21 protein-coding genes are annotated in these 23,753 nt (G+C 63.2%); 10 read left to right on the top strand and 11 right to left on the bottom strand.

Features of this window, described 5'->3' with window-relative positions:
- Positions 1-21: 21 nt before the first annotated feature.
- A complete protein-coding gene (locus GWG67_RS24405) occupies positions 22-1,068 on the bottom strand; it encodes a DUF2155 domain-containing protein (protein WP_275171901.1) in 1,047 nt (348 codons plus the stop codon).
- Positions 1,069-1,272: 204 nt separating this feature from the next.
- Between GWG67_RS24405 and GWG67_RS24400 the strand changes: the two genes are divergently transcribed.
- Together GWG67_RS24400 and GWG67_RS24395 are read left to right on the top strand one after the other, a co-directional pair.
- Complete coding sequence (locus tag GWG67_RS24400; RefSeq protein WP_275171900.1) at positions 1,273-2,220, top strand: alpha/beta hydrolase; 948 nt, start codon at positions 1,273-1,275, stop codon at positions 2,218-2,220.
- A gap of 13 nt (positions 2,221-2,233) precedes the next feature.
- Positions 2,234-3,250: a Na+-dependent transporter gene (locus GWG67_RS24395; RefSeq protein ID WP_275171899.1), complete on the top strand. Its 1,017-nt coding sequence runs from the start codon at positions 2,234-2,236 to the stop codon at positions 3,248-3,250.
- A 62-nt stretch (positions 3,251-3,312) separates the two neighbouring features.
- On the opposite strand, the gene GWG67_RS24390 is transcribed toward GWG67_RS24395, so the two are convergent.
- The gene (locus GWG67_RS24390) at positions 3,313-3,489 is read right to left on the bottom strand and encodes a hypothetical protein (RefSeq protein ID WP_275171898.1); all 177 of its coding nucleotides are present in this window, start codon (positions 3,487-3,489) and stop codon (positions 3,313-3,315) included.
- A gap of 130 nt (positions 3,490-3,619) precedes the next feature.
- Positions 3,620-4,561, bottom strand: coding sequence for a GlxA family transcriptional regulator (locus GWG67_RS24385; RefSeq protein ID WP_275171897.1), 942 nt, complete (start codon positions 4,559-4,561; stop codon positions 3,620-3,622).
- A 91-nt stretch (positions 4,562-4,652) separates the two neighbouring features.
- On the opposite strand from GWG67_RS24385, the gene GWG67_RS24380 reads away from it, so the two are divergent.
- Entirely contained in the window at positions 4,653-5,339 is a 687-nt protein-coding gene (locus tag GWG67_RS24380) for a DJ-1/PfpI family protein (protein WP_275171896.1), read from the top strand.
- Positions 5,340-5,831: 492 nt separating this feature from the next.
- Here the strand turns inward: GWG67_RS24380 and GWG67_RS24375 are convergent, their stop codons facing one another.
- On the bottom strand, positions 5,832-6,239 hold the full coding sequence (locus GWG67_RS24375; RefSeq protein WP_275171895.1) for an NADH:ubiquinone oxidoreductase subunit NDUFA12: 408 nt from the start codon (positions 6,237-6,239) through the stop codon (positions 5,832-5,834).
- Positions 6,240-6,487: 248 nt separating this feature from the next.
- On the opposite strand from GWG67_RS24375, the gene GWG67_RS24370 reads away from it, so the two are divergent.
- The 3 genes from GWG67_RS24370 (at position 6,488) to GWG67_RS24360 (ending at position 10,110) form a co-directional block, all read left to right on the top strand.
- A complete protein-coding gene (locus tag GWG67_RS24370; protein ID WP_275171894.1) occupies positions 6,488-7,204 on the top strand; it encodes a BA14K family protein in 717 nt (238 codons plus the stop codon).
- A 234-nt stretch (positions 7,205-7,438) separates the two neighbouring features.
- Positions 7,439-7,861, top strand: coding sequence for a response regulator (locus GWG67_RS24365; protein ID WP_275171893.1), 423 nt, complete (start codon positions 7,439-7,441; stop codon positions 7,859-7,861).
- On the top strand, positions 7,858-10,110 hold the full coding sequence (locus tag GWG67_RS24360; RefSeq protein WP_275171892.1) for a CHASE3 domain-containing protein: 2,253 nt from the start codon (positions 7,858-7,860) through the stop codon (positions 10,108-10,110). Before GWG67_RS24365 ends, GWG67_RS24360 begins: the two co-directional genes overlap by 4 nt.
- Here GWG67_RS24360 and GWG67_RS24355 read toward each other — a convergent pair.
- A complete protein-coding gene (locus GWG67_RS24355; RefSeq protein WP_275171891.1) occupies positions 10,107-11,030 on the bottom strand; it encodes an arginase family protein in 924 nt (307 codons plus the stop codon). The two genes, GWG67_RS24360 and GWG67_RS24355, sit on opposite strands and share 4 nt — an antisense overlap.
- Before the next feature lie 472 nt (positions 11,031-11,502).
- Here GWG67_RS24355 and GWG67_RS24350 point away from each other — a divergent pair, with 472 nt between their 5' ends.
- Positions 11,503-11,994, top strand: coding sequence for a group 1 truncated hemoglobin (locus GWG67_RS24350; protein WP_275172012.1), 492 nt, complete (start codon positions 11,503-11,505; stop codon positions 11,992-11,994).
- 301 nt (positions 11,995-12,295) lie between these two features.
- On the opposite strand, the gene GWG67_RS24345 is transcribed toward GWG67_RS24350, so the two are convergent.
- From GWG67_RS24345 to GWG67_RS24335, 3 genes are all read right to left on the bottom strand, one after another.
- Positions 12,296-12,964: a type 1 glutamine amidotransferase domain-containing protein gene (locus GWG67_RS24345; protein WP_275171890.1), complete on the bottom strand. Its 669-nt coding sequence runs from the start codon at positions 12,962-12,964 to the stop codon at positions 12,296-12,298.
- A 75-nt stretch (positions 12,965-13,039) separates the two neighbouring features.
- Positions 13,040-13,798, bottom strand: a complete 759-nt coding sequence (locus GWG67_RS24340; RefSeq protein ID WP_275171889.1) for an alpha/beta fold hydrolase — start codon at positions 13,796-13,798, stop codon at positions 13,040-13,042.
- 522 nt (positions 13,799-14,320) lie between these two features.
- The gene (locus tag GWG67_RS24335) at positions 14,321-14,734 is read right to left on the bottom strand and encodes a hypothetical protein (RefSeq protein WP_275171888.1); all 414 of its coding nucleotides are present in this window, start codon (positions 14,732-14,734) and stop codon (positions 14,321-14,323) included.
- Positions 14,735-14,842: 108 nt separating this feature from the next.
- On the opposite strand from GWG67_RS24335, the gene GWG67_RS24330 reads away from it, so the two are divergent.
- Entirely contained in the window at positions 14,843-15,778 is a 936-nt protein-coding gene (locus GWG67_RS24330) for a LysR family transcriptional regulator (protein WP_275171887.1), read from the top strand.
- A gap of 29 nt (positions 15,779-15,807) precedes the next feature.
- On the opposite strand, the gene GWG67_RS24325 is transcribed toward GWG67_RS24330, so the two are convergent.
- Positions 15,808-16,704 (bottom strand): DMT family transporter, encoded by an 897-nt coding sequence (locus GWG67_RS24325; protein WP_275171886.1) that lies wholly within the window; start codon positions 16,702-16,704, stop codon positions 15,808-15,810.
- Positions 16,705-17,208: 504 nt separating this feature from the next.
- Here GWG67_RS24325 and GWG67_RS24320 point away from each other — a divergent pair.
- Both GWG67_RS24320 and GWG67_RS24315 read left to right on the top strand, forming a co-directional pair.
- The gene (locus GWG67_RS24320) at positions 17,209-17,409 is read left to right on the top strand and encodes a hypothetical protein (protein ID WP_275171885.1); all 201 of its coding nucleotides are present in this window, start codon (positions 17,209-17,211) and stop codon (positions 17,407-17,409) included.
- A gap of 56 nt (positions 17,410-17,465) precedes the next feature.
- Positions 17,466-21,230 carry a vitamin B12-dependent ribonucleotide reductase gene (locus GWG67_RS24315; protein ID WP_275171884.1) on the top strand — a complete coding sequence of 1,255 codons (3,765 nt, stop codon included), beginning with the start codon at positions 17,466-17,468 and terminating at the stop codon, positions 21,228-21,230.
- Positions 21,231-21,312: 82 nt separating this feature from the next.
- On the opposite strand, the gene GWG67_RS24310 is transcribed toward GWG67_RS24315, so the two are convergent.
- Complete coding sequence (locus tag GWG67_RS24310) at positions 21,313-21,876, bottom strand: hypothetical protein (RefSeq protein WP_275171883.1); 564 nt, start codon at positions 21,874-21,876, stop codon at positions 21,313-21,315.
- 170 nt (positions 21,877-22,046) lie between these two features.
- Entirely contained in the window at positions 22,047-23,555 is a 1,509-nt protein-coding gene (locus GWG67_RS24305) for an ATP-binding protein (protein ID WP_275171882.1), read from the bottom strand.
- Positions 23,556-23,753: the final 198 nt, after the last annotated feature.

Below are 23,753 nucleotides of genomic sequence, written 5' to 3'. Positions count from 1 at the left end.
TCAAACCCCGGCGGATTTGGCCTAGCGGCCAAACCCGGGGATACCGAACAGACCTGGCCGCTGCTCGGGCGGCGGGGGTGGTGGCGGCGGTGCCGGCTGCTGCTGCTGGATCGGCGGCAATTGCTGCGGCGGACGCTGCTGCACCTGCTTGGGCGCTGCTTTCTTCTGCGCGGGCGGCGGCGGTGCTGCCGGCTTGGTGCCGGGATCCGGTGCCGCGGTCGCAATCGTTTGCTGCGGCTCTTTGCAGTCGGTGAGCCAGATATCGTAGATCGGGTGCTCGACGCCGTGCAGGCCCGGACTTGCCGCGTACATCCAGCCCGAGAAGATGCGCTTCACCTCACCCTGCAAGGTGATCTCATCGACCTCGACGAAGGCGTCGGTGTTGGCGGCCTCGGTCGCGGGCCGGGTGTAGCAGGCGTCGGTTTTGACCCGCAGCGCCCCGAACTGCACGGTCTCGCCGATCTCCTCGTCGAAATTGATGATGCGCCCGGTGATCTTGTCGAGGCCGGAGAAGGTCGCCTTCTTGTTCACGATCTTCTGGGCCGGCGGCTCGGTAACGACCTCGTCGCCCGGCTGAAGGCTCGCCGGCGTCTGCGGGACTGCGCCGCCCGGCCCGCCCTTCTGCTGTGGCTGGCGCTGACCGGGCGCACCCGGGGCGCCTTGCGGATTGGGCGGAGCGACCGCGACGGGCGGCGGCTGGTTTGGCGGAGCGGCGCTAGAACCGGGCGGCGGCGCCAGAGGCTGGGTCTCGACCGGGCCCGGCATCACATTGCCCTGCCGGCCCGGCGGCGGCGCCATCGGACGCGACGGCAGCACACGGCCCTGCGGCGGCAGCTCCGGCACCTCTTCGTCGTCGTCGGGGATCTGTGGCTGCGGCTGGGGCTGGCCACGCGGAATGTTGCCGGGCGGCCGCAGCGGCGGCGGATCGGAAAAGATCGTGCCGATTTGCGCCTGCGCCGGCGTCGCAGCCGTCAGTACGGTGGCGGCCAGAAGCGCCGCAAGACCTGTCAGGGTAAATGTTCGAAACATCTCGCGCGGCTTCAACAGCGAATCGGGCTTGCTGGACATTCTACAGGGGATACCGCCGCTCGCAGGCCATCCGGTTAACACGGCGAATACGGCGGGGGAAGGGCGGCATCCCTGCCCTTCCCGGCCCGGTCTGGCCAGATCGGCCCCCGGATGGGATAGTCGAGCGCCCTTCCCCGGGGGCCAGGCGGCGCCGCTCCCAAAAAGAACTCCAACCATAACTGGAAACCCAGAGGTCGCTTCCCCATGCCCGTCGTGCTCGATCCCGATGCCGCCGCCGTCTTCAAGGCCTTCCAGGAGGCCGGCCGGCCCGCCTACGAGAGCCTGACCGCACCGGAAGCGCGCGCCTATTACGCGCAGGCGCGCTTTGCGACCAATCCCGAGCCACCGGACCTCGCGCGCGTCACGCCCCTATCGATCCCGGCACCGCACGGCGCCATTCCCGCGCGCCTCTATGTTCCGAAGGAGCCGCGCCGGCACGATAGCTTGTCCCCGGCGCTGGTGTTCTTCCATGGCGGCGGCTGGGTGATCGGCGATCTCGACTCCCATGACGTGGTCTGCCGCCAGCTCGCCGACGCCGGCGCGCTGATCGTGATCTCGGTGGACTACCGCCTCGCGCCCGAGCACAAATTTCCCGCCGCCGCCGATGACGCGATCGCCGCGACCAAATGGGTCGCCGCCAGCGCGCGCGAGCTCGGCATCGACGCCTCCCGGCTTTCGATCGGTGGCGACAGCGCCGGGGGCAACCTCGCCGCGGTCGTCGCGCTCGCCGCGCGCGATCGCAACGGTCCCGCCATCGCGGGGCAGTTGCTGATCTACCCTGCGACCGATTTCGCCATGACGCACGGCTCCCACCGCGAGCCCGAGACCAGCGTGCTGCTGACGCATTCGGTGATCCGCTGGTTCCGCGACCATTATCTCAACGGCGCCACCGATATCCACGACTGGCGCGCCTCGCCGGCACGGGCGACAAACCTGGCCGGGCTGCCGCCGGCCTATGTGCTGACCGTCGGTGCCGATCCCCTGCGCGACGAGGGCGACGAATATGCCGAACGTCTGAAGCAGGCCGGCGTGCCCGTGGCTACCAAGCATTATCCCGGCCAGTTCCACGGCTTCTTCACGATGGGAAAATTGCTGCGAGAGGCCAATGTCGCCGTGAGCGAGATCGGCGCGTGGCTGAAAGGATTGGGCTGAAACGCCATTCCCCATGCCGCCCGTTCTTCAAAACATATTCGCCCTCCCCCTGCGCGGGCTGACATGGCTTGGCGGCCAGGGCACCCGCGCGGTGGCCGCCGTCGTGTTCATCGCGCTCGCGGTGCCGCCGCTCGGGGCGTTGCTGCGCCCCTATGTCACCGAGGCGATCTTCGTCCTCCTCTGCATCTCCTTCATGCGGGTCGATCTCGCCGCGCTCACCAGCCATCTGCGCCGGCCGACACTGGTGGCGACCGCGACCGTCTGGACCATGATCGGCGTGCCTGTGATCGTCGGGCTGATCGTCCATGTCACCGGGCTCACGGCGCGCGCGCCGGACCTTGCCCTGGCATTGATGCTGCAGAGCATGGCCTCGCCGATGATGGCCGCGCCGGCGCTGGCCGCGCTGATGGGCCTCGACGCCACGCTGGTGCTGGTCACGCTGGTGAGCGCGACCGCGCTGGTGCCGTTCACGGCATCGCTGTTCGCAAGCCTGTTCCTCGATGGCATGCTCAGCATTTCGCCGCCTGCGCTGGGCTTGAAGCTGCTCGGCATCCTCGCAGCATCGCTGCTGGCCGCGACCGTGATCCGACAAGTGTTCGGCGCGGCCGCGATCCAGCGCTACCGGCAGCCGATCGACGGCTTCAACATCGTCATCCTGCTGGTCTTCGCGACCGCGATCATGGGCGACGTCGCGAGCGATCTCGTCGCCCGGCCGGTCTCCACCCTCGGCTTCGCAGCGCTCGCCTTTGCGATCTATTTCACGCTGCTCGCCGTCACCACGGTGCTGTTCCGCCGCATCGGCTATGAGCGCGCGCTGGCGCTCGGGCTGATGGTGTCACAGCGCAATCTGGGCCTGATGCTCGCCGCGACTGCCGGCGCGCTGCCGCCCACCACCTGGCTCTATTTCGCGATGACACAGTTTCCCATTCACCTGGCGCCCTACATGCTGATGCCGATCGCGCGGCGCTTGACGGCGCGCGCACAGGCCTCGGGCGCCGCGGCGACCGGCGGCAAGGCCGCATCGGGCTGAATCAATCTTCACGTCATGTCCGCTGTGCCGTCGCGAGGCCGCTGGTAACCAGGCGAACGTCGTCACGCCGCGCGCCAATTTCCCTTGTGAATGTCGAACTTCACAGCGCCTTCGTCACGCATCTTCAACAGGAGCGATTGGCAGTCGTCCTGATTCTTGATATTCACGCGCTTCATGACCTCGAAAGTCTTCAGAGGCTTTTCGCGAAGGGCAATCAGAATCTTTTCTCGATCGGTCATTAGGGTTCCTTGCATCGGGATCAGCGACGGTACGTGTTGTACTGATCGTCTGCAACGGGTGACGCAAGGCCGGGCAATATGCAAGTCTGCTCACCCGCTCAAGCGGGCTCTCCAACCCGATCAATTCTCCCTACCCGGCCCTTGCCGCGCGCCGTAGCGCCTGCGGCGGCTGGCCGAAGGCGCGGATGAAGGCGCGCCGCATGCGCTCGGGATCCCCGAAGCCGGTCGTCTCCGCGACGAGCTCGATCGCCTCGCGCGAGGACTGCACGCGCTCGCGCGCGACCTCGATGCGCAAGCGCTCGATTGCCTTCGAGGGCGTCGTGCCGGTCTCGGCGGCGAAGGCGCGGGCAAAATGCCGCGCACTCATGCCGGCGCGGTCGGCGAGGTCTTCGACCGTCAACCGGGCGTCGAGGTTCTCGCGCGCCCATGACAGCAGCGCGCCAAAGCGGCCGTTCGGCGTCTTCAATTCCAGAAGTGACGAGAATTGCGACTGGCCGCCGCTGCGGCGATGATACAGCACGAGCTGCCGCGCGGTGTCCTGCGCGATCTGCTCACCGTGATCCTCCGTCACCATCGCGAGCGCGAGGTCGATGCCCGCCGTGATGCCTGCCGACGTCCACACATTGCCATCGCGCGTGAAAATCTGGTCCGGCTCGAATTTCACCTTGGGATAGCGCGCGACGAAATCCCGCGTGCGTCCCCAATGCGTGGTGGCGCGGCGGCCGTCGAGCAATCCCGCCTCGGCCAGCACATAGGCGCCCGAGCAGACGCTTGCGACCCGCACGCCGCGCCGCGCCAGCCGCTGCACGAAGGCGCGCGTAATCTCGCAGCGCGCGGCATCCGTCACGCCCGCGCCTCCCGCCACGACCAGCGTCGTGATCGCATTCGCCGACTTGAAGTCGCGCGCCATCATCTCCACGCCGGACGAGCTGCGCACGGGCCCCGCGTCCACCGCCAGCACGCGGATCCCGGTCGTCGTCTTGCCCGTGCAGCGCGCCGCGATCTCGAACACGGAGATCGGGCCGGCCGCATCGAGCAGCTGGAAGTCCGGGAAGATCAAGATGCCGATCATAGTCATGTCCGAAAGCGAGGGAAAAATGCCATTTTGGACAGAAGGGCATCATGAGAGGCTGCTTCCGTCAAGCTCATAATTGGAGGCTCTCATGTCGTCCCCGCTCCAGATCGGTCTCTTGGTGTTTCCGCGCGTCACCCAGCTCGATTTTACGGGTCCCCTGCAGGTGTTCTCCTCCGTGCCCGGCGCAAAGCTGCATTTGATCTGGAAACGGATCGAGCCGGTGCCGAGCGATTCCGTGCTGACGCTGACGCCGACCACGACGTTCGCCGACTGCCCGCAGCTCGACGTGATCTGCGTGCCCGGCGGCGGCGGCACCAACGATCTGCTCAATGACGAGGAGGTGCTCGGTTTCCTGCGCCGCCAGGCCGAGGGCGCCAAATACGTCACGTCGGTCTGCACGGGATCGCTGGCGCTCGGCGCCGCCGGCCTCCTGAAGGGCTACCGCGCCGCCACGCATTGGAGCGCGATGGAGATGCTCAGCCAGTTCGGCGCGACCCCGACCAAGACGCGCGTCTGCGTCGACCGCAACCGCGTGACCGGCGGCGGCGTCACCGCGGGAATCGATTTCGCGCTGACCCTGGTGTCGATCATGGTCAATCGCACCACCGCGGAGGCGATCCAGCTTCAGCTCGAATACAATCCGGCCCCGCCGTTCAATGCCGGCTCGCCGGATACCGCGCCGGCGGAAGTGCTGGCGTTGCTCAGAGAGCGTGGCGCGCAAGGCCAGGCGCGGCGGCTAGAGGCGGTGAAGCGCGCGTCTGAACGGATGATGTAGTTGCTCGCGTGTGCCGGACGCGGCGCGGCACCCAGTGACGCTCCGCAGAGCCGGGATCCAACAGGCCACGCGGGTGCCGATGCATGGGCCCCGGCTCTGCAGCGCACCGCTGAAGAAGCGCTGCGCTGCGTCCGGGGCACGAGACATCCATGAGCCCCAACAGAAAAAGGCCGCCCGGTTTCCCGAGCGGCCTTTCCTGTCTTACGGCGGCTGCACATTTCATCGGGCGATTTCGGAGCTTCCAGACCGGGGGCCTATCTCCCGATCGAGTCCTGGTCGGCGGCCGCTGCATTTCGGGACAGTCGCGAACTGTTGCCCGAACCGAACGCGATGGTCTCCCATCTCCGTAAGATGCGACCATTGAGCCGCATCGCTCGCCTGGCTGCAACCAGTGCGCAGCAATCATCCCCGCTGTTCCCGCTGTCCACAGCAAAGCGAGGCGGATGCGGGTGCATCCACTCCTACGACAAGGATTCAGCGGGGATCGGAAGCCTAGCTGGGCGTCCAGGGCTGATAGTCGCCGGTCGCCTTCGGCCGCTTGCCGCTGGCGAGCGTCGAGCCCGAAGGACGGTAGGCGTTCGCCGTGCCGGTGAGATTGGGCTGGTGCGGCTTTTCCCACTCGCGCGGCTGGTAGTTGTCCTGCGTCGGCGGCACGTCGACGGTGTGATGCATCCAGCCGTGCCAGGACGGCGGGATACGGCTGGCCTCGGCATAGCCGTTATAGACCACCCAGCGCCGCTCGAAGCCGAGCGCAGGATCGATCGCCCCGCCGCGGGTGCGATAATAGAGGTTGCCCTGTTCGTCCTGGCCGACCAGCTCGCCGTAGCGCTTGGTCCAGAGTTGAGTGCCAAACGTCTGGCCATTCCACCAGGTGAAAATCTTGAGGAAGAACTGTTTCATGCGGCAAGGGCCCTGCTTCGTCGGGTCCTGATGCCATCCGGACGGCGAAATGTCCAGTTCGGCGCGGGCGGCGGTGCCCCGCTGCAGATGCGGTCGCCGGGCACACGGACGCTGCCGCAAATCGGACGCGATCCGTTCATGCCGGATACAGCGTGGCCATGAAAGCTTATCCTCGCACGCAAACCGCCGTGATCCCAGGAACTACAGCCCTTTCATGGGGTTTGCTTCCGGGAAAAGGAGTTTTGATCATGAAGAGTCTGAAAGTCTTGAGCGCGGCTGCGGCCGTGGCGCTGGTTCTCCCGTTGGCGACGCCAAGCTTCGCGCAAGGTCGCGGCGGACATGGAGGTGGCGGCGGTGGGCATTTCGGCGGTGGCGGCGGTGGCGGCGGTGCCCACTTTGGCGGCGGAGGTGGCGGTGCCCACTTCGGCGGCGGTGGCGGCGGCGCTCACTTCAGTGGTGGGGGTGCTCACTTTGGCGGTGGCGGCGCCCGCATGGGCGGCGGCAACTTCGGCGGCGCGAGGATCGGTGGCGGCGGTGGCAATTTCGCCGCCGGCGCAGCGGTACGTCCCAGCGGTGGCAGCTTCGTAGGCGGCACCGCGAGCCGACAGGCCTTTTCGCCGTCCTACAGCGGGACACGCAGCGTCGCGACTGCGGGCAACTGGCAGGGCGGTAGCGGCAATTGGAGTGGTCGTCACTGGCATCATCGTCGCGGCGGCGGGTTCTGGCCCGGTGTCGCCGCGGGTGCTGCGATCGGCGGCCTCGGCTCGTACGCCTATTACGGCGGCGGCTACTACAACGACCCCTACTACTATGGCGACGACAGCTATTATGACGAGCCGTCAGTGGCCGTGGTCCCCGATAGCGGCGGCGACTCCGAGGGCTACTGCGCGCAGCGCTACAAGTCCTACGATCCGGCGTCCGGCACCTATCTGGGCTATGACGGCCAGCGTCATCCTTGCCCGTAAGCACACCGGCAACATTTGAAGAAGAAGGCGTCGCAGCGATGCGGCGCCTTTTTGCATTGGGGCGCTTCACCTGTTTCGCGTGTTCGTGATCTGCAATGCCGCGTACCAACCGACGCGAGCGGACCTTTATTCACCGCACCGTGCATATCTACCCTTATCCAATCCCAAATTGACCCGACGCGCGATTCACCTGTATCAACTTGGCTATGGGGACTTCGATGACTGGGAAGTGTCATGCCGCGTATTCTCGTGGTTGATGACGATCCGATGGTCGGCGCGACCATCGAGGTCCTCCTCCAGCGCCAGGGCTTCGACGTCACGTTGACTGACGGCGGAGAAACGGGTTTGGCTGCGCTCGAAACACAGAGTTTCGATGTGATGCTGGTCGACATCTTCATGCCGCATATGCGCGGCTTCGAGTCCATTCGCATCTTTCACGAGCGCGCGCCGGCGGTTCCGCTGATCGCGATGTCCGGCTACGCCTTCGCGTCATCCGCCTCGCCCTCTCCCGACTTCCTCCGGATGGCGCTGGAGCTCGGCGCGACCCGCTGCCTGCGCAAGCCATTCACGCCGGACGCGCTGCTGACCACGATCCGGGAATGCATCGCCGGGCCGGGCGATGGCTCACAGCCGAAGGACAAGAAAGAAGCCCCTTGATCCCAACGCAGCGCGTCATTCTCGGTGCTGGACTTGCCATCCTCCTGATCATCACCGCAGCCTCGATCGGCCTCGACGTCAAGTCACGGTCCGATGCGGCATGGGTCAATCATACCGTCCAGGTGCTGAAGAAGATCTCCGACCTGCGGGTGCTGATGCGCAGCGCCGAGAGCGCCGCACGCGGCTACGAGATCTATCGCAGCCCGAGCTTCAGCGAAGAATTCCAGGCGGTGCACGCCCGGATCGCACCGGCACTCGCCGACCTCAAGCGCAGCGTGCGCGACACGCCCGAACATGTCGCGCTGCTCGAGGGCACCGAGCCGCTGGCGCTCCGCCGGATCGAGATCGCCGCCGAAGTGATGCGCCTGCGCGCCGGAAACGATCAGGCCGGCATTGCCGCGGTGCAGGGCAAGGGCGAGGGCCGTGGCCTCATGGACACGGTGATGGGCAATTTCGATCGTTTGAGCGCAGAGGAAGAACGATTGCTCGCGGCGCGCTCCCAGGATTCGCGCCGTACCGGCATCGTGCTGCTCGGCATCGACCTCGCCGGCGCGCTGGTGATCCTGCTGCTGGTCGTGATGATGATGCGCGAGAGCCGGCGCACCGAGGGCGCACTCAAGAGCACGCTATTGGAGACCACGGCCGCCAAGCAGCAGCTCGAGTCCGCAGTGGCCGAGCGCACCGAGCATCTGGTCACCGCGCATGACGAGCTGCGCCTGTCGGTCAACGTGCTCCAGAGCACGTTTCACAGCATGGCGGAGGCCGTGCTGGTCATCGATGCCGAGGGCAACGTCCTTCTGTCCAATCCGGCCGCGGAGCGCATGCTGCTGCACCGGAGCGGCATGAACCTGCGCAATCTGCGCGCGATGTCCAGTGTGCTTCACGGCGACGGCGTCACCCCGCTCAAGCCCGACGAGCTGCCGTCGGCACGCGTGCTTCGCGGCGAGCCGTTCGAGAATATGGAGATGATCGTCCGCCCGCACAGCGGCAATCCTTCCCGCCATCTCATGATCAGCGGCCGGCCGATGCTAGACGGGCAAGGCAACGTCTCTGGCGCGGTGCTGGTCTATCACGACGCGACCATGTCGCGCGAGACCGAGCGGCAGCTGTACCAGTCGCAGAAACTGGATGCGATCGGCAAGCTCACCGGCGGCGTCGCGCACGACTTCAACAACATGCTCACCGTGATCTCCGGCAATACCGAGACGCTGGTGGCAAGCCTGAAGCAGCAGCCCGACCTCCAGCGCGTGGCGCGCCTGATCGACGAGGCCGCCGAACGCTGCGCCGAGCTGATCCAGCATCTGCTCGCCTTTGCGCGCCGGCAGCCGCTCCAGCCGCGCAACGTTGAGATCAACACCGCGGTCGGGGACATCGCGAAACTGCTGCGCCCCACCCTCGGCGAGCAGATCGAGATCGAGACCGTGCTCGAACAGGGGCAGATGACCGCCCACATCGATCCGTCCCGCCTCACCAATGCCCTGCTCAACATGGCCATCAACGCCCGCGACGCCATGCCGAACGGCGGCAAGCTGCTGCTCGAGGCCCACCGCGTCGTGCTGGACCAAGCCTATGCGCAGAACAATCCCGACGTTCGGGCCGGTCCCTACGTGATGCTCGCCGTCAGCGACACCGGCACCGGCATGCCGGCCGAGGTGCAGCAGCAGGCGTTCGAGCCGTTCTTCACCACCAAGGAGGTCGGCAAGGGCAGCGGCCTCGGCCTCTCCATGGTCTACGGCTTCGTCAAGCAGTCCGGCGGCCACATCAAGATCTACAGCGAGGAAGGCCACGGCACCACGATCAAGCTCTATCTGCCGCCGGGCGAAGGCATGGCCGAGGCGGCCCCCACCACGACGCCGCAGGCGGAAGGCGGCGCCGAGACCATTTTCGTGGTCGAGGACGATCCGCTGGTGCGCAACTTCGTCACCGTGCAGCTCCAGAGCCTCGGCTACCAGACCGTCGCCGCGCCCGACGGCAAAGCCGCGCTGGAGTTGATCCGGGCGGGCCAGCAGTTCGATCTGCTGTTCACCGACGTCGTCATCCCCGGTGGCATGAGCGGGCGCGAGCTCGCCGACAAGGTGGCGACGATCCGCCCCGGCGTGAAGGTGCTCTACACCTCCGGCTATACCGACAACGCCATCGTCCACCACGGCAAGCTCGACGACGGCGTGATGCTGCTGACAAAACCCTACCGCCGCAACCAGCTCGCCGAGATGATCAGGAAGGCGCTGGGAGGCATGCCGGCCGGCTAGCGTATCTGCTTGGCGACACATCCAATGGCGTTGCAGATGATCCGCGCTGCGCAGATTGCCCCGATATTCTGCACATCACGCTCCGGCACCAATTCGACCAGATCGAGACCGACAATTCTGGCCTTCGAGGCGACACCCGCGATCAGGTCTGTGACGTCGAAATAGGACAGGCCGCCAGGTTGCGGAAGAAGCACACCCGGAATGACGGATGGATCCAGGCCGTCGCAGTCGATCGTGATCAGGCAATTCGCATTTTCCTCGATTGCACTGAGGACGGCATGAACGCCCCGGCTTCTAACGTCTCGTGCTGTAAAAATCCTGGAGCCCCAATTCCGTGCGCAACTGAGCTCCTGCAGGCCAGAGCCGCCGATACCGCGTAAACCGACCTGCACAATGCGTTCGACCCAAGGCAACTCGCTGGCGCGCCGCATCGTGCTGGAAAACGTATGCGCTGAACCGTCGCGCTGGTCCTTCCAATCCAGATGCGCGTCGATTTGCAGGATGGTCAGCTTGCCGAGGTCTTCGAACGCCTCGAAGAACGGTATAGGGGCGGAATCATCTCCGCCCAGCAGAATGGGCACCGCACCGGACTTCAGGATCTTCTTGGTGGCCGTTCTGATTGCTTTCCGGTTTTCCTCGGGGGCGTCGGGTGACGTGGCAAGATCGCCGCCATCGACGACCCGGATTTGCTCCGGATCGAGCAGGATTCCGTCTTGGTCGAAATCCCACCTGGACAGGTCGGTCTGATAGATGCGCAAAGCATTGCGAATGGCCATTGGGCCGTTCGCGGCATGGCTGGTCCTGCCCTTCAAATGCGGCGTTGCGTCGGCAGCTCCGAAGATGACGACGTCGGCTTCACGAAGAGGCAGCGCAAGGTCGCACGCCCCGACGCCGAGGAATGTATTGCGCTCGCTCGCCATAACCGTCTCGCTGGAGGCACTCAGTCCGGCAGAGAGAGCTAATCCGCAACGCTTGCACGAGTTCCTGACTTGCTTTTGGCCAGACGCCGAACAGAACGCTCGAAGCCGCTCTCGCATAGGCCGTGCACATAACGTCGGCTTACCAAGGCCAAGCGGAAGCTCCTACCTTGGGCGTGATCGGCGACTTGTGACCCAGTCCGGACATTCGTGGCGCGGGTTTTGTTCGTCGACTTCGATTTTTGACGGGAACCTCTTCGCTTCAAAGCCATCCAAGGAGACAGCAAGGAGAGCGCCGATCAGACGGGGCCTGAACGCCAACAGTGGCGGCGTACCCGTTGGCATCGGAGGACGCCGAGCTACGACACACCGTGCTCAAGGCGGTGAGGCCTTTTGAGCCATCTCTAAGGAGCTGCCAATGACAAAGACTCGTTCGACTTCCATCACGCGACGAAGCATCGTCGCAGGATTGGCGATGATTGCTGTCCCCATGGCTTTGGCGAGTGCGGACAACGCGCAAGCACAGAACAAGCAAACCACGCCTGAGAAAAGCCTCTATGAGCGGCTGGGCGGCGCTTTCGCCATCGCGGCTGTAGTGGATCACTTCAGCGATGCCGTCGTGAAGAATCCCATCGTCGGCCAGAAGTCCAAGAATCCGCAGCTCCGAGAATGGCACACCAAGAGCCTGGAAAGGCTCCCCGGCCTCAAATTCATGCGCACGTTGTGGGTCTGCGACGTTTCGGGTGGCCCCTTCAAGTTTGCAGCAACCAGGCCCGGCGCAACCCCGCTTGGCCTTGAGGAGGCCCATCGCAACCTCCGGATCTCACCTGCAGAGTTCGACGAGGTCGCAGCGGAACTCGGACGGACCCTGGATCACTTCAAAATCCCGAAGCGCGAGAAAACCGAAGTTCTGGAAGCCTTCGCTGCCCACAAAGACGAGGTCACCGCGGGCGCCAAGCGCGGCTGAACCGTCATAACGCCCCGGCCTTGGCGGAATTGTTAGCTGCGCGCTGACGCGGGCGATCGAAAGTTGCGAACTGCTGAGTCGCGATGCGTCCGCTCGTGGGCCCATTGCTCCAGTTTGCGCTACAGCGAAGTGTCCGAAGCCGGGAGTAGACCGGAAGTCGTCGAGCTACCGGCGAACCAACGTGTATGCCCCCGAAGCAGACCTTCACTTCGAGTTCTGCGTCCGAGGCATTGTTATCAACCACGCTTCCTCGGGGAATGCGGCCTCCAGGTCAGCCAGGCGATGCTCGGCTGCCTATTCTTTATTTTCTGAGTGCTGCCAGCAACTCCTTGGCCAGGAGCCCGGCCGAGGCGGGATTCTGGCCAGTGATGAGGCGTCCGTCGACGACGACGTGAGGTTGCCAGTTTGCTGCGGACGTATACTCGGCACCCTCTGCCCGCAGGGCATCTTCGAGTTCGTAAGGAACGTCTTCGCGTGCGTAGTCGTACTCTTCCTTCTTCGAGAACGATGTAAGCTTCTTGCCCTGCACGAACGGCTTGCCATCGCCTAGGTCTACCCCGAGCAGCGCGCACGGACCGTGACAAACGGCAGTTACAAACTTTCCAGTGCTCCAGGCACGCACGACTGCATTTTGAACGACGGGGTTACGCTGAATGTCGACCATCGGTCCAAGACCGCCTGGCACGAAGATGGCTTCGTAATCGGCAGCATCCACCTCAGCTAGTTTGCGACTGCGATTCAAACGGCGAAAGGCCTTGCTTTCGAGAAAAGACTTCTGCGCGGGATCTTTCTCGTCGTAGGCATCATATGGCGTCCACCCGCCCCTTAGAGAGGCGAACTCAACGGCAATGCCTGCCTTGTCAAGCACATCGAACGGATGTGCGACCTCGGCAAAAAAGAAGCCCGTCTTACGATTGTGCGGACCGATCACGGCCGCGTTGCTGACAATAACCAGGACGTGTTGAGTCATCGTATTCCCCTTGAGTCTTGTGAAGGCACTAAGCCCAAACGTCGTAATATTGCCGCCAGCATGGTGCCGGTGATATCAATCTGCTTCTCCGGCTGCGCTTTCGATGAAGGCTGCAACTTCCCGCGGGTGAGAGAGCATCGCGGCATGGCTGCTCGGCAGCTCGGTAAGCTTCGCTTTTGCTCGCGAAGACATGAAGCGCTGTGTGCTGGGCGGCACCATGTGATCTTGCGTTGTCAGCATGTAGTGCACGGGCTTGTCTTTCCATGCTGCGCCAACGATCTTGTGTTCGACCGCTTTGAGTCCCCACGGAACTTGTGCTGCGGCCATGAAGGCGGTGATGGACGGATCAACATCCTGCGCGAACGCACTCGGAAACTTCGCCGGATCAACCAGAAGAAAGCCGCCGCTCGGCGGCAACAACGGTGCACCGGCCTCGCCCGGAGTAGGACGCGTCGCGAGCTCGTAGACGGATTCTCCGACCTCTGGCGCGAAAGCGGCAATATAGACAAGCTTGCGAACCTTGGGATCGCTTCCGGCTTCGGTGATGACGGCACCGCCATACGAGTGGCCTACCAAAATGATCGGCTTTCCCGCCTTGCGTATGACCTCCCGCGTTGTCTCGACATCACCGTCGAGCGTTGCAGTCGAGTTCTGGACGACCAAAACCTCATAACCGTCGCGGGTCAGAATGTCGTAGACAGCCTTCCAGCCCGAGCCGTCAACGAAGGCGCCGTGTACGAGAACGATCGAGACGGGCTTGCTTGCGGGCGTCTGCGCGAACGAAGGAAGGCTGGCCGCCATGGAGAGGAGTGCTCCCAGGATCAGGTGTTTCATTGCGATACCTTTCGGACGGACGAAACTGCGATCGAGCGACTATAGTCCGGTGGGCGGTGCGGGTCGGTTAAATCGGGTAAATCCGCCGTTCGTGGCAGGGGCCGCACGAAGCCCAAGGAACGCTTTGGATCCTGCGACAAAATGCTCGCTGCGATCGTGCTTTTCAGAATCGCGATGTTCAGCAGCCTTGTGACGCATGATATTTTCAGCGCACTGTCGCGTCCTTTGGCAGTGAAGAATGCGGGCTACCACGGAGACATTGCAGAGAGGCCGGCGTCGAGAGGAACTCACGTTTTCCTTTGGGCCATTCCAACTCATTTCGCGCCGCCAGCTTCTTCTTTTCGATGGCCACCGGTCAAAATGGGCGCCGCGCCTTTGAGCTGTTACAGCCAGATCCGCCCAACGTCACCCGCATCGGTATCTCGACCTCCCTGGAGTATGCCAGCAGGTGCTCGAAGACAAACTCCCGATGACTGAAGTGCTCCGTTAAAGGCGAATGCCGAGGCCGTCGCCTCGATGCGTTCACATCGCCTTGGCGAGCGCGAACAGCCGGAAATCCTCGAGCGCCGCGTGCCGATGCGGGGCGGCTTCGCGCCGGTAAGTCTCGGTGTCGACGATCGAGCGGAAGGTGGCGAAATCGCCGTATTCATTGATCGCCGCTTCGTCCCAGCGTTCGCCTGGCGCGCCGACGAGGCTCGTCAGGACCGGCCCGGAAAACATCCGCACGAGCGGCTTACCGGCCGCGAGGCGCCGAAATGCCGGCCTATAGCGTTCATGAAAGGCTTCGCGGCCCGAGCAGGGCGCGGCGTCGAATCCGTCCTCGTAACGCGCATACGCGCGGTAGCGCAGCAGATTGAGCATATAAACCGGCTGGCCGGGTGGAATCGCGCGCTCGGCGGCGTCGAGGGCTTGCAGGGTGATTTCGATGGGGTTCATGGGACTTCCCGCGGTTTCTAGCGGCGCAGATTGCGCGCTGACACTCCGTATTTAGCCGCTAGGGAATGGCTCTTGTAGTGACTGCATAGCCATGACTATGTGGACTGCATGTCCACAACGACTTTACCTCCCGACCTCTCACGTCTCCTCGCCTTCGTCCGTGTCGTCGAGGCGGGCTCCTTCGCCGAAGCCGCGCGGCGGGCGGGGACGACCACCTCGGCAATGTCCAAGGCGGTCGCCCGCTTCGAAAAGGCTCGCGGGTTGCGGCTTTTGCATCGCTCCACCCATTCGTTGGCGCTGACCGAAGAGGGCGACAGGCTAATGGCGGCGGGACGCGCGTTGGCCGAAAGTCTCGCCCGTGTCCAATCCGCGCTCGGCGAAGTCGCGCGCGACGATGGCGGACGTGTGCGCGTGACCGCCCCCGCCTCGTTCGCGCGCGCCTGCATCCTGCCGCGACTGCCCGCATTCCTGCGGGTACGGCCGGAAATCGAGATCGAGGTCAAATTCCGCAACGAGATTCTCGATCTCGCGGCGGAAGGCGTCGACGTCGCGATCCGCTCAGGGCCCCTCGACCGCGCGCCCGGCCATCAGGCGCGGCGGCTTTGCACGTTCTCCTGGATCGCTTGCGCCTCGCCTGCCTATCTGAACGCGCGCGGCGCGCCGGCTACGCCATACGAGCTTTCCGCGCACGACCACGTCGGCTTCCGGAATCCCGCGAGCGGTCAGATCCTCACCTGGCGCTTCGCCGACCCGCGCGGCAAAGGACTCATTCGCGTCACGCCCAAGCCCAAGCACATTTGCGACGACGCGCACGCTTCGCTCGCTTTGATCGCGAATGGGTTCGGCATCGGCTGGGGGCCGGCGTGGCTCGTCCATGAAGACCTGCGCGCCGGCCGGCTGGTCGAAGTGCTTGCGCCCTGGCGCGCGCCGGCGGAGCCCCTATGGATGCTGCGCACCTCCGACCGCCGCCCGCCCCTGCGCACACAGCGCGTGATGTCGTTCCTCACCACGCTTCCCGCTGCGTTCGGAGACAAGGCGGTGTGAAGCGTCGGTCGTCACCGAAATTTAGGCGCCTACCGCGTCGCCAGCACCACCGCCGCCAGCGTGAAGATCAGCGCGGCAATCTGCCCTGCTCCCAGCGGCTCGTGGAGTGCGATCGCGGATGCCACGACGCCGATGACAGGCACCGCCATGGTGCCGATCGCGGCGACCGAGGCCGGCAGGCGTGCAAGGGCTGCGAACCAGCTGACATAGGCGATGCAGAACTGCACCACGGTCGAATAGACCAGCAGCCACCATCCGACCGGCGTCACCAATTCCAAATGGGTGGTCTCGACGGCGAGGCCGATGATCGTGATCGGCAGGCAGCCGATCCCGATCTGCCAGGCCGCGGCCGTGATCGGCGGCAGGCGGATCGGGTACTTCTTCGAAAACACCGTGCCGAGCGCGAAGCCGAGCGCGCCGCACAGCGCCATGACGATGCCCGGCAGCTTGTCCGCGGTGGCGGCAAAGCCGTTGCCGCCCATGATCGAGGCGAGGCCGGCAAACGCCATCACCAGCGCGATGGTGCGCAACAAGGTCGGCCGCTCGCCCAGCACCGGCCAGGCGATCAGCGAGGCCCAGACCGGCATGGTGTAGGCGATCAGCGCTGCTTCGCTCGCCGGCAGCCACAGCAGCGCCAGGCCCATCAGCACCATCCAGCCGGTGACGTTGAGGAGCGCGGCGGTCACGAGGCGCGGCCAGATCTCGCGCGGGACGCTGAGGCTGTCGCGGCGGATCAGCGCCAGCGCCGCCAGCAGCACCGCGCCCAGCACGCCGGTGACCCCGCGCAGGGTCAGCGGCGGCAGCTCGGAGAGCAGGAATTTCGTCACCGGCCAGTTGAAACCCCAGCCCACCGAGGTGATGGCGAGGAACATCAGGCCGGCCGGGGCGATGCGCGCTCGCGCATCCCGGCGGGTCGAATCAAGCATGTGGGTAGTCCGGCAAAATCGAGGGCAGCTTGGCGCGGATTCGCGCCTCCCACCACCAGCCCGGCAGGCATGCCTGCCCTTACCTACCGTAGCCCTACGTGAGTCCCGCTGAGGCAACCCCGCGACTTAAAAATATACCTGGCCTGTGAACAGCGGGGTGAAGCCTCAGCAGGACCACAAGATGCAAATTTTTTCGGTTGGGAATCCCTGAGGACTCACTGATACTTGGCTCAACAACAGGCGCGGGCCTGCCCCCTGTTATCCCCCACAATCCACCATATTTAGTATTTGATTCAGGAACTCGCACTAGTTCTTGACGGGGGTAACGGAGAGTCCTAGTTTTCGATCCGTTCGGCGCGAGTGTGTTTGCGTCCCGCCGGCACTCCCCCAAAGGGTCTGCAAAACAGCACTCCGCCAAGCCAGACAAAGGCAGCGGGACACGGGCTTGTCTGCCCGGCGAGAGCGGATCTTTCGGGCGCCTGAACGGGCTGGAAACAGGCTCGGATGGCAATGGTTGAAGACGTGACGTTGTGGGGCGTTGAACGCATGTCGGGCTCATCCCTTTGGGGCGGATGGGTCTGGACGTGCCGGCGGATGATCGGTGCGCGCATCGAGCAATCGCGTCGGGAGAAAACGGGCCGGGTCTACCGGCTGAACTGCGATGCCAGGGGCCAGACGGCCGCCGAGCACCGCGAAATGAAATGATGACCCGGCGCGCCTGAACGGAGGCGGTTCGGTCAAAGATAGGACGGGGCAAGACCATGCGGATTGAGCGGCGCCACACCACTTCGGGACAGTCACCTTACGCCGGCATCGATTTCCGGCTGACCACGTCGGAGATCAGGAATCCCGACGGCTCGGTCGTGTTCAAGCTCGACAATGTCGAGGTGCCGACCGCGTGGTCGCAGGTCGCCTCCGACGTCCTGGCCCAGAAGTACTTCCGCAAGGCCGGCGTTGCCGCGCGCCTGAAGAAGGTCGAGGAAGAGTCCGTCCCCTCCTTCCTGTGGCGCTCCGTGCCCGACACGGAGGCGCTCGCCCTCCTGCCCGAGAAAGAGCGCTATGTCAGCGAGCTCTCGGCCAAGCAGGTGTTCGACCGTCTCGCCGGCTGCTGGACCTATTGGGGCTGGAAGGGCAACTACTTCTCCTCCGACGAGGACGCCCAGACCTTCTACGACGAGCTCCGCTACATGCTGACCATGCAGATGGTCGCGCCGAACTCGCCGCAATGGTTCAACACCGGGCTTCATTGGGCCTATGGCATCGACGGCCCCGGCCAGGGCCATTATTACGTCGACCCCTTCACCGGCAAGCTGACCCGCTCGAAATCCTCCTACGAGCATCCGCAGCCGCACGCCTGCTTCATCCAGGGCGTCGGTGACGATCTCGTCAACGAGGGCGGCATCATGGACCTCTGGGTCCGCGAAGCCCGCCTGTTCAAATACGGCTCCGGCACCGGCTCCAACTTCTCGCGCCTGCGCGGCGAAGGCGAACGCCTCTCCGGCGGCGGCCGCTCGTCCGGCCTGATGAGCTTCCTCAAGATAGGCGACCGCGCCGCGGGCGCGATCAAGTCGGGCGGCACCACGCGCCGCGCGGCCAAGATGGTCGTCGTCGACGTCGATCATCCCGACATCGAGACCTATATCGACTGGAAGGTGAAGGAGGAGCAGAAGGTCGCGGCTCTCGTCACCGGATCCAAGATCAACCAGAAGCACCTCAAGGCCGTGCTGAAGGCCTGCGTCAATTGCGAGGGCTCGGGCGACGATTGCTTCGATCCCGAGAAGAACCCTGCCCTGCGCCGCGAGATCAAGCTCGCGCGCCGCAGCCTCGTGCCCGACAATTACATCAAGCGCGTCATCCAGTTTGCGAAGCAGGGCTACAAGGACATCCAGTTCGACGTCTACGACACCGACTGGGATTCGGAAGCCTATCTCACGGTCTCCGGCCAGAACTCCAACAACTCGGTCTCGCTCAAGGACGACTTCCTGCGCGCGGTCGAGACCGACGGCGACTGGAATCTCGTCGGACGCACCACCAAGAAGATCACCAAGACGCTGAAGGCGCGCGACCTCTGGGAAAAAATCGGTTACGCCGCCTGGGCGTCGGCCGACCCCGGCCTGCACTTCAACACCACCATGAACGACTGGCACACCTGCAAGGCGTCCGGCGACATCCGCGCCTCCAATCCGTGCTCGGAATACATGTTCCTGGACGACACGGCGTGCAACCTCGCCTCTGCCAACCTGCTGACGTTCTACGATATCCCCTCCAAGCGCTTCGACGTCGAGGGCTACGAGCACCTCTGCCGGCTCTGGACCATCGTGCTCGAAATCTCGGTGATGATGGCGCAGTTCCCGTCGAAATCGATCGCCGAGCTCTCCTACGAGTTCCGCACGCTCGGCCTCGGCTATGCCAATATCGGCGGCCTCCTGATGACCATGGGTCTGTCTTATGACTCGAAGGAAGGCCGCGCGATCGCCGGCGCACTGACCGCGATCATGACCGGCATCACCTACAAGACGTCGGCCGAGATGGCTTCCGAGCTCGGCACCTTCCCCGGCTACAAGAAGAACGCCGCGCACATGCTGCGCGTGATCCGCAACCACCGCCGCGCCGCCCATGGCCAGTCCAACGGCTACGAGGGGCTGAGCGTCAACCCGGTGCCGATGGACCTGGTGTCGTGCCCGCAGACCGACCTCGTCACCCATGCGCAGGCGGCGTGGGATGCGGCGCTCGAGCTCGGCGAGAAGCACGGCTATCGCAACGCCCAGACCACGGTGATCGCGCCGACCGGCACGATCGGCCTCGTCATGGATTGCGACACCACCGGCATCGAGCCTGATTTTGCGCTGGTGAAATTCAAGAAGCTCGCCGGCGGCGGCTACTTCAAGATCATCAACCGCGCGGTCCCCGCAGCACTTCGCGCGCTCGGCTATCGCGAGAGCGAGATCGCGGAGATCGAGGCCTACGCCGTCGGCCACGGCTCGCTCTCCAACGCGCCCGGCATCAACGCCTCGACGCTGAAGGCCAAGGGCTTCACGGACGAGGCCATCGCCAAGGTCGAGAAGGCGCTGCCGACTGCGTTCGACATCAAGTTCGCCTTCAACAAATGGACCTTTGGCGAGGACTTCATCCGCGACCAGCTCGGCATCGGTGCCGAGGCGATCGCGGCCCCCGGCTTCGACCTGCTCCAGGCCGTCGGCTTCACCAAGCGCGAGATCGAGGCGGCCAACGTCCACATCTGCGGCGCGATGACGGTGGAAGGTGCCCCGCACCTCAAGGCCGAGCACTATCCGGTGTTCGACTGCGCCAACCCCTGCGGCAAGGTCGGCAAGCGTTATCTCTCGGTCGAGAGCCACATCCGCATGATGTCGGCGGCGCAGCCCTTCATCTCGGGTGCGATCTCCAAGACCATCAACATGCCGAACGACGCAACTGTAGAGGACTGCAAGTCCGCCTACATGCTGTCGTGGAAACTCGCATTGAAGGCCAACGCGCTCTACCGCGACGGCTCCAAGCTCAGCCAGCCGCTCAACTCGCAGCTCATCAGCGACGATGAGGACGAGGACGATGCGGTCGACCATCTCTACGACAAGCCGATGGCGGCGCGCACCGCCCAGGTCTCGGAAAAGATCGTCGAGAAGCTGGTCGAGCGCATCATCGTGATGCGCGAGCGCGAGAAGATGCCAGATCGCCGCAAGGGTTACACCCAGAAGGCGGTCGTCGGCGGCCACAAGGTCTATTTGCGCACCGGCGAATATGACGACGGCCGCATCGGCGAGATCTTCATCGACATGCACAAGGAAGGCGCGGCACTGCGCTCCTTCATCAACAACTTCGCCATCGCGGTGTCGCTGGGCCTCCAGTACGGCGTGCCGCTCGACGAATATGTCGACGCCTTCACCTTCACCCGCTTCGAACCCGCGGGCCCCGTGCAGGGCAACGACAGCATCAAATACGCGACCTCGATCCTCGACTACGTCTTCCGCGAACTGGCTGTGAGCTATCTCAGCCGTTTCGACCTCGCCCATGTCGATCCCAGCGAGACCGGGTTCGACGTGCTCGGCAAGGGCGTCGAGGAAGGCAAGGAGCCTGACGATCACGGCCAGCGCGCCTCCAAGCTGGTGTCGCGCGGCCTCACCCGCTCCCGCACCGACAACCTCGTGGTGATGCGCGGCGGCTCGACCGCGGTCGCCCAAGGCAACGACAGCGCCCCGGCCGGCGGCAGCAAGGTCACCTCGCTCGCCTCTCACGGCGCAGGCCGTGCCGGCGACGTCCTGGAAGGCGCGGTCGCGCTGAAGCAGGAAGTGGCCCACGACCTCTCGCCCACCGAGAAGTTAGAGGCCCTGCAGTGGAGCAAGGCCGGCAGCGCACAAGTCGCGGTGCCCAGCAAGGCCGAGCGCCGCGCGGAAGCCAAGGCCAAGGGCTATGAGGGCGAGATGTGCTCGGAGTGCGGCAACTTCACGCTGGTGCGGAATGGCACGTGCATGAAGTGCGATACTTGCGGCAGCACGACGGGTTGTTCGTGAGGCCGAAGGTCATCATGATTGTTACGCCCGGGTTTGACCCAGGCATGCACGAAGGGCGGCCGAGGGGCCGCCCTTTTTCTTCCTACTCACTTAATAGGTCCTCTCGGCCAATCCGCTTCAACTCTCCAATCAACCACTCGCGATAACTTTCTTCCGCACCCTTGAGCTCACGGCAAAGCCTAATCTCTCCAACTTCAAAGTCATCCGGAATTGAAAATCTAAGTTGGTATCGAATAAGACAGCCTACTACGTGGTCGTAACCAACACTGTGATCCTCATGATACTCAATTGCGAAAAGGCCAAAATTATCCCGAATGAGCGGATCGATTATCGTGTAGATGAACTCCAGCGAGAGCGCCCTGAAATCCTCGTTCTCCGGAGCGCAAAAATGCTGGATCGAATTCCTTACTCGTCTTAGACGCTCGAAACATTCAGGATTCGGCAACCTCTGTCCGGTTGCAACCCACAGCACTTGCGGCAGCTTTTCAAATTCATGCGTTTTACCTCGTTTAATGAGGCTAACTAGATCAAGCGTATCGGCTCGATTGTCATCGAGGCTGAACAGATCTTTAAATATTAAAAGCGGGTGCTCCTTTGCTATGATGGCCTTCAGGAAGAGCTCCCCAGCATGAGCCGTATTCGTCACTGAAATGAAATCCCAATGCTCGTTTCCGGGATCAGCGAAACTGCATGCATATTCGCTTGCGCAAGCGCACCGATCGCAAGTGTCACGATCCTACCAGGGATCTCGTCCAGAACTGGGCTGTGCATTTGACTCTCGCGCAAATCCCCGGATTGGGACAAGACCAATAAACTTCATTTCTCGTTATCGTCCGCGCCGAAGAACATTTCGTCAACTCGACACACCGCCTTGCAAATAGCACCGAACGCATTTTTGTCGTCCGCTTTTTCGGCCAACTCTCGGCCAATCTGGAGAGCACTTAGTATGTCCGGAAGGGGTGTTTTGATCGTTGCAACCGCCGTCAGACCATGAGCAAATGCGCCGACGTCCGAGAGGACCTTTGGCGGGTGTAGCTTCCCCGATGAAACCTCGCTGCTGACCGCCCGAGCCGCTTGCGTGACCGCTTTTGCGAACGCGGTTCTTTGCCCTTTTAATCTATCCAGTAATATTGATTTCTTGCCCTTCTGTGCGACCTTCTGAGCCTCTATTGCATCGACAATTTCTGAATTTGAGCGGCCGGTCGCTCGCGCAAAATAGAATATTGGAAGCCACATCCGCGATTGGGCCAAACCCGCAAGGATGAATTGATCGGGATTTTCCGGCTGCTCTTGCTTCAAGAACGCATCCAGAATGTGCTTTTCAAAAATCGCCTCTCTTGAAATTAGCTTTTCCGGTGGACCGGTCACAGTCACCGTTTTGACCTCACCAACCAGCCTGAGCGTTGGGGCGCCAGACTTCTCCTCAAATTGCCCTTCCCTAACGAACTTGATCTGCTCGATCAATTTTTCATCCAGAACTATCGGACGACCATTCGTATTGAGAGTACTTTTGTCCGTGTCGAGGATTACAGCGTTGGCCGTACCCACGTCAGCCAGAGCTCCAGCCGCCTTTGCGAGCGCAACTTGGGCCCTTCGATCTCTCTCGTCCAACATCGCTCTTAAGTCAGCAAACTTGATGCGAGACGACTGACCTGCATATCGATAAAGAATATCTCCTTCCGCTAAGCCATCACCATCTCTGTAAACGACGACCGGACGGTCCAGGTGCTTCTCCACAAGCAAAAACCCGACCGTTCTTCCATCGAACTCGGCTACACTCTTCACGATTATGCTTGGCGTAGGAGCTAGATGCGCCTTCACCTTGTTCACGATATCAGCGATATCGGTTTGGGCGAACGCAGGGCCAGCTCCGTCAACTCGACATTGATTGTTTCCAATTCCAAAGAAGATGTACCCTCCCTTGTTATTGGCCAGCGCAGCAATCGCCCTTACAACAGGAGTTAATTTCTTCGGATCGAAGTCCTGTTTGCACTCGTGTTCTTCGCTTTCACCACGATGCAAATACCAACGTGCGTCGCTATTCTTTCGAAAGAGCTGACGAATGTCGTATTCGCCGGCTGGCTGTTCCGTGCCTATACCGTGCGGTGTGAACGAAGCAATAAAGCTGTCCAACTCTTCGGCCGAGGCGGCAGGAATTTTCCCAGAGTTGCTGTAAGAGCCAGTTCTGATCGTTGATATTCTGCCAGAATTGACGGGTCGTTCCGGGCGATTGAAATAGAACTGGATGTTCTTGTTCTTCATTTCCCGATCGAGCATCGCTTTTATTAAAGCGATTTCGACATCTTGAATCGTTCGCTGCGGCAACTGAGCTCCCCATACCCAATCTCTCGCGTGATTACTGCTTCAGTACCATTAAATTTTTGCGACTGCTACTTGTGCGTGCTGTCGGTCGAGTTTTCCGTTAGAATAATGATGGGGTTTCCTGAGAAACATTGGCAAAGCTCGTAGGATGGGTAGGGCGAAGCGATACCCATCATCAGTGGTTCGGCGAAGCGATGGGTT

It is taken from the genome of Bradyrhizobium sp. CSS354 (assembly GCF_029051725.1).
Classification (GTDB): Bacteria; Pseudomonadota; Alphaproteobacteria; order Rhizobiales; family Xanthobacteraceae; genus Bradyrhizobium.
The sequence above is the reverse complement of the archived record's forward strand: the minus strand, read 5'-3'. Positions and strand labels throughout refer to the sequence as shown.

Excerpts from the sequence above, each read along its gene's own strand:
- GWG67_RS24325 (WP_275171886.1), bottom strand. The coding sequence starts at position 16,704 with ATGCTTGATTCGACCCGCCGGGATGCGCGAGCGCGCATCGCCCCGGCC.
- GWG67_RS24320 (WP_275171885.1), top strand. The coding sequence starts at position 17,209 with ATGGCAATGGTTGAAGACGTGACGTTGTGGGGCGTTGAACGCATGTCG.
- GWG67_RS24355 (WP_275171891.1), bottom strand. The coding sequence starts at position 11,030 with ATGGCGAGCGAGCGCAATACATTCCTCGGCGTCGGGGCGTGCGACCTT.
- GWG67_RS24330 (WP_275171887.1), top strand. The coding sequence starts at position 14,843 with ATGTCCACAACGACTTTACCTCCCGACCTCTCACGTCTCCTCGCCTTC.
- GWG67_RS24365 (WP_275171893.1), top strand. The coding sequence starts at position 7,439 with ATGCCGCGTATTCTCGTGGTTGATGACGATCCGATGGTCGGCGCGACC.
- GWG67_RS24350 (WP_275172012.1), top strand. The coding sequence starts at position 11,503 with ATGATTGCTGTCCCCATGGCTTTGGCGAGTGCGGACAACGCGCAAGCA.
- GWG67_RS24345 (WP_275171890.1), bottom strand. The coding sequence starts at position 12,964 with ATGACTCAACACGTCCTGGTTATTGTCAGCAACGCGGCCGTGATCGGT.
- GWG67_RS24335 (WP_275171888.1), bottom strand. The coding sequence starts at position 14,734 with ATGAACCCCATCGAAATCACCCTGCAAGCCCTCGACGCCGCCGAGCGC.
- GWG67_RS24370 (WP_275171894.1), top strand. The coding sequence starts at position 6,488 with ATGAAGAGTCTGAAAGTCTTGAGCGCGGCTGCGGCCGTGGCGCTGGTT.
- GWG67_RS24315 (WP_275171884.1), top strand. The coding sequence starts at position 17,466 with ATGCGGATTGAGCGGCGCCACACCACTTCGGGACAGTCACCTTACGCC.
- GWG67_RS24405 (WP_275171901.1), bottom strand. The coding sequence starts at position 1,068 with ATGTCCAGCAAGCCCGATTCGCTGTTGAAGCCGCGCGAGATGTTTCGA.
- GWG67_RS24375 (WP_275171895.1), bottom strand. The coding sequence starts at position 6,239 with ATGAAACAGTTCTTCCTCAAGATTTTCACCTGGTGGAATGGCCAGACG.
- GWG67_RS24400 (WP_275171900.1), top strand. The coding sequence starts at position 1,273 with ATGCCCGTCGTGCTCGATCCCGATGCCGCCGCCGTCTTCAAGGCCTTC.
- GWG67_RS24395 (WP_275171899.1), top strand. The coding sequence starts at position 2,234 with ATGCCGCCCGTTCTTCAAAACATATTCGCCCTCCCCCTGCGCGGGCTG.
- GWG67_RS24380 (WP_275171896.1), top strand. The coding sequence starts at position 4,653 with ATGTCGTCCCCGCTCCAGATCGGTCTCTTGGTGTTTCCGCGCGTCACC.
- GWG67_RS24340 (WP_275171889.1), bottom strand. The coding sequence starts at position 13,798 with ATGAAACACCTGATCCTGGGAGCACTCCTCTCCATGGCGGCCAGCCTT.
- GWG67_RS24390 (WP_275171898.1), bottom strand. The coding sequence starts at position 3,489 with ATGACCGATCGAGAAAAGATTCTGATTGCCCTTCGCGAAAAGCCTCTG.
- GWG67_RS24385 (WP_275171897.1), bottom strand. The coding sequence starts at position 4,561 with ATGATCGGCATCTTGATCTTCCCGGACTTCCAGCTGCTCGATGCGGCC.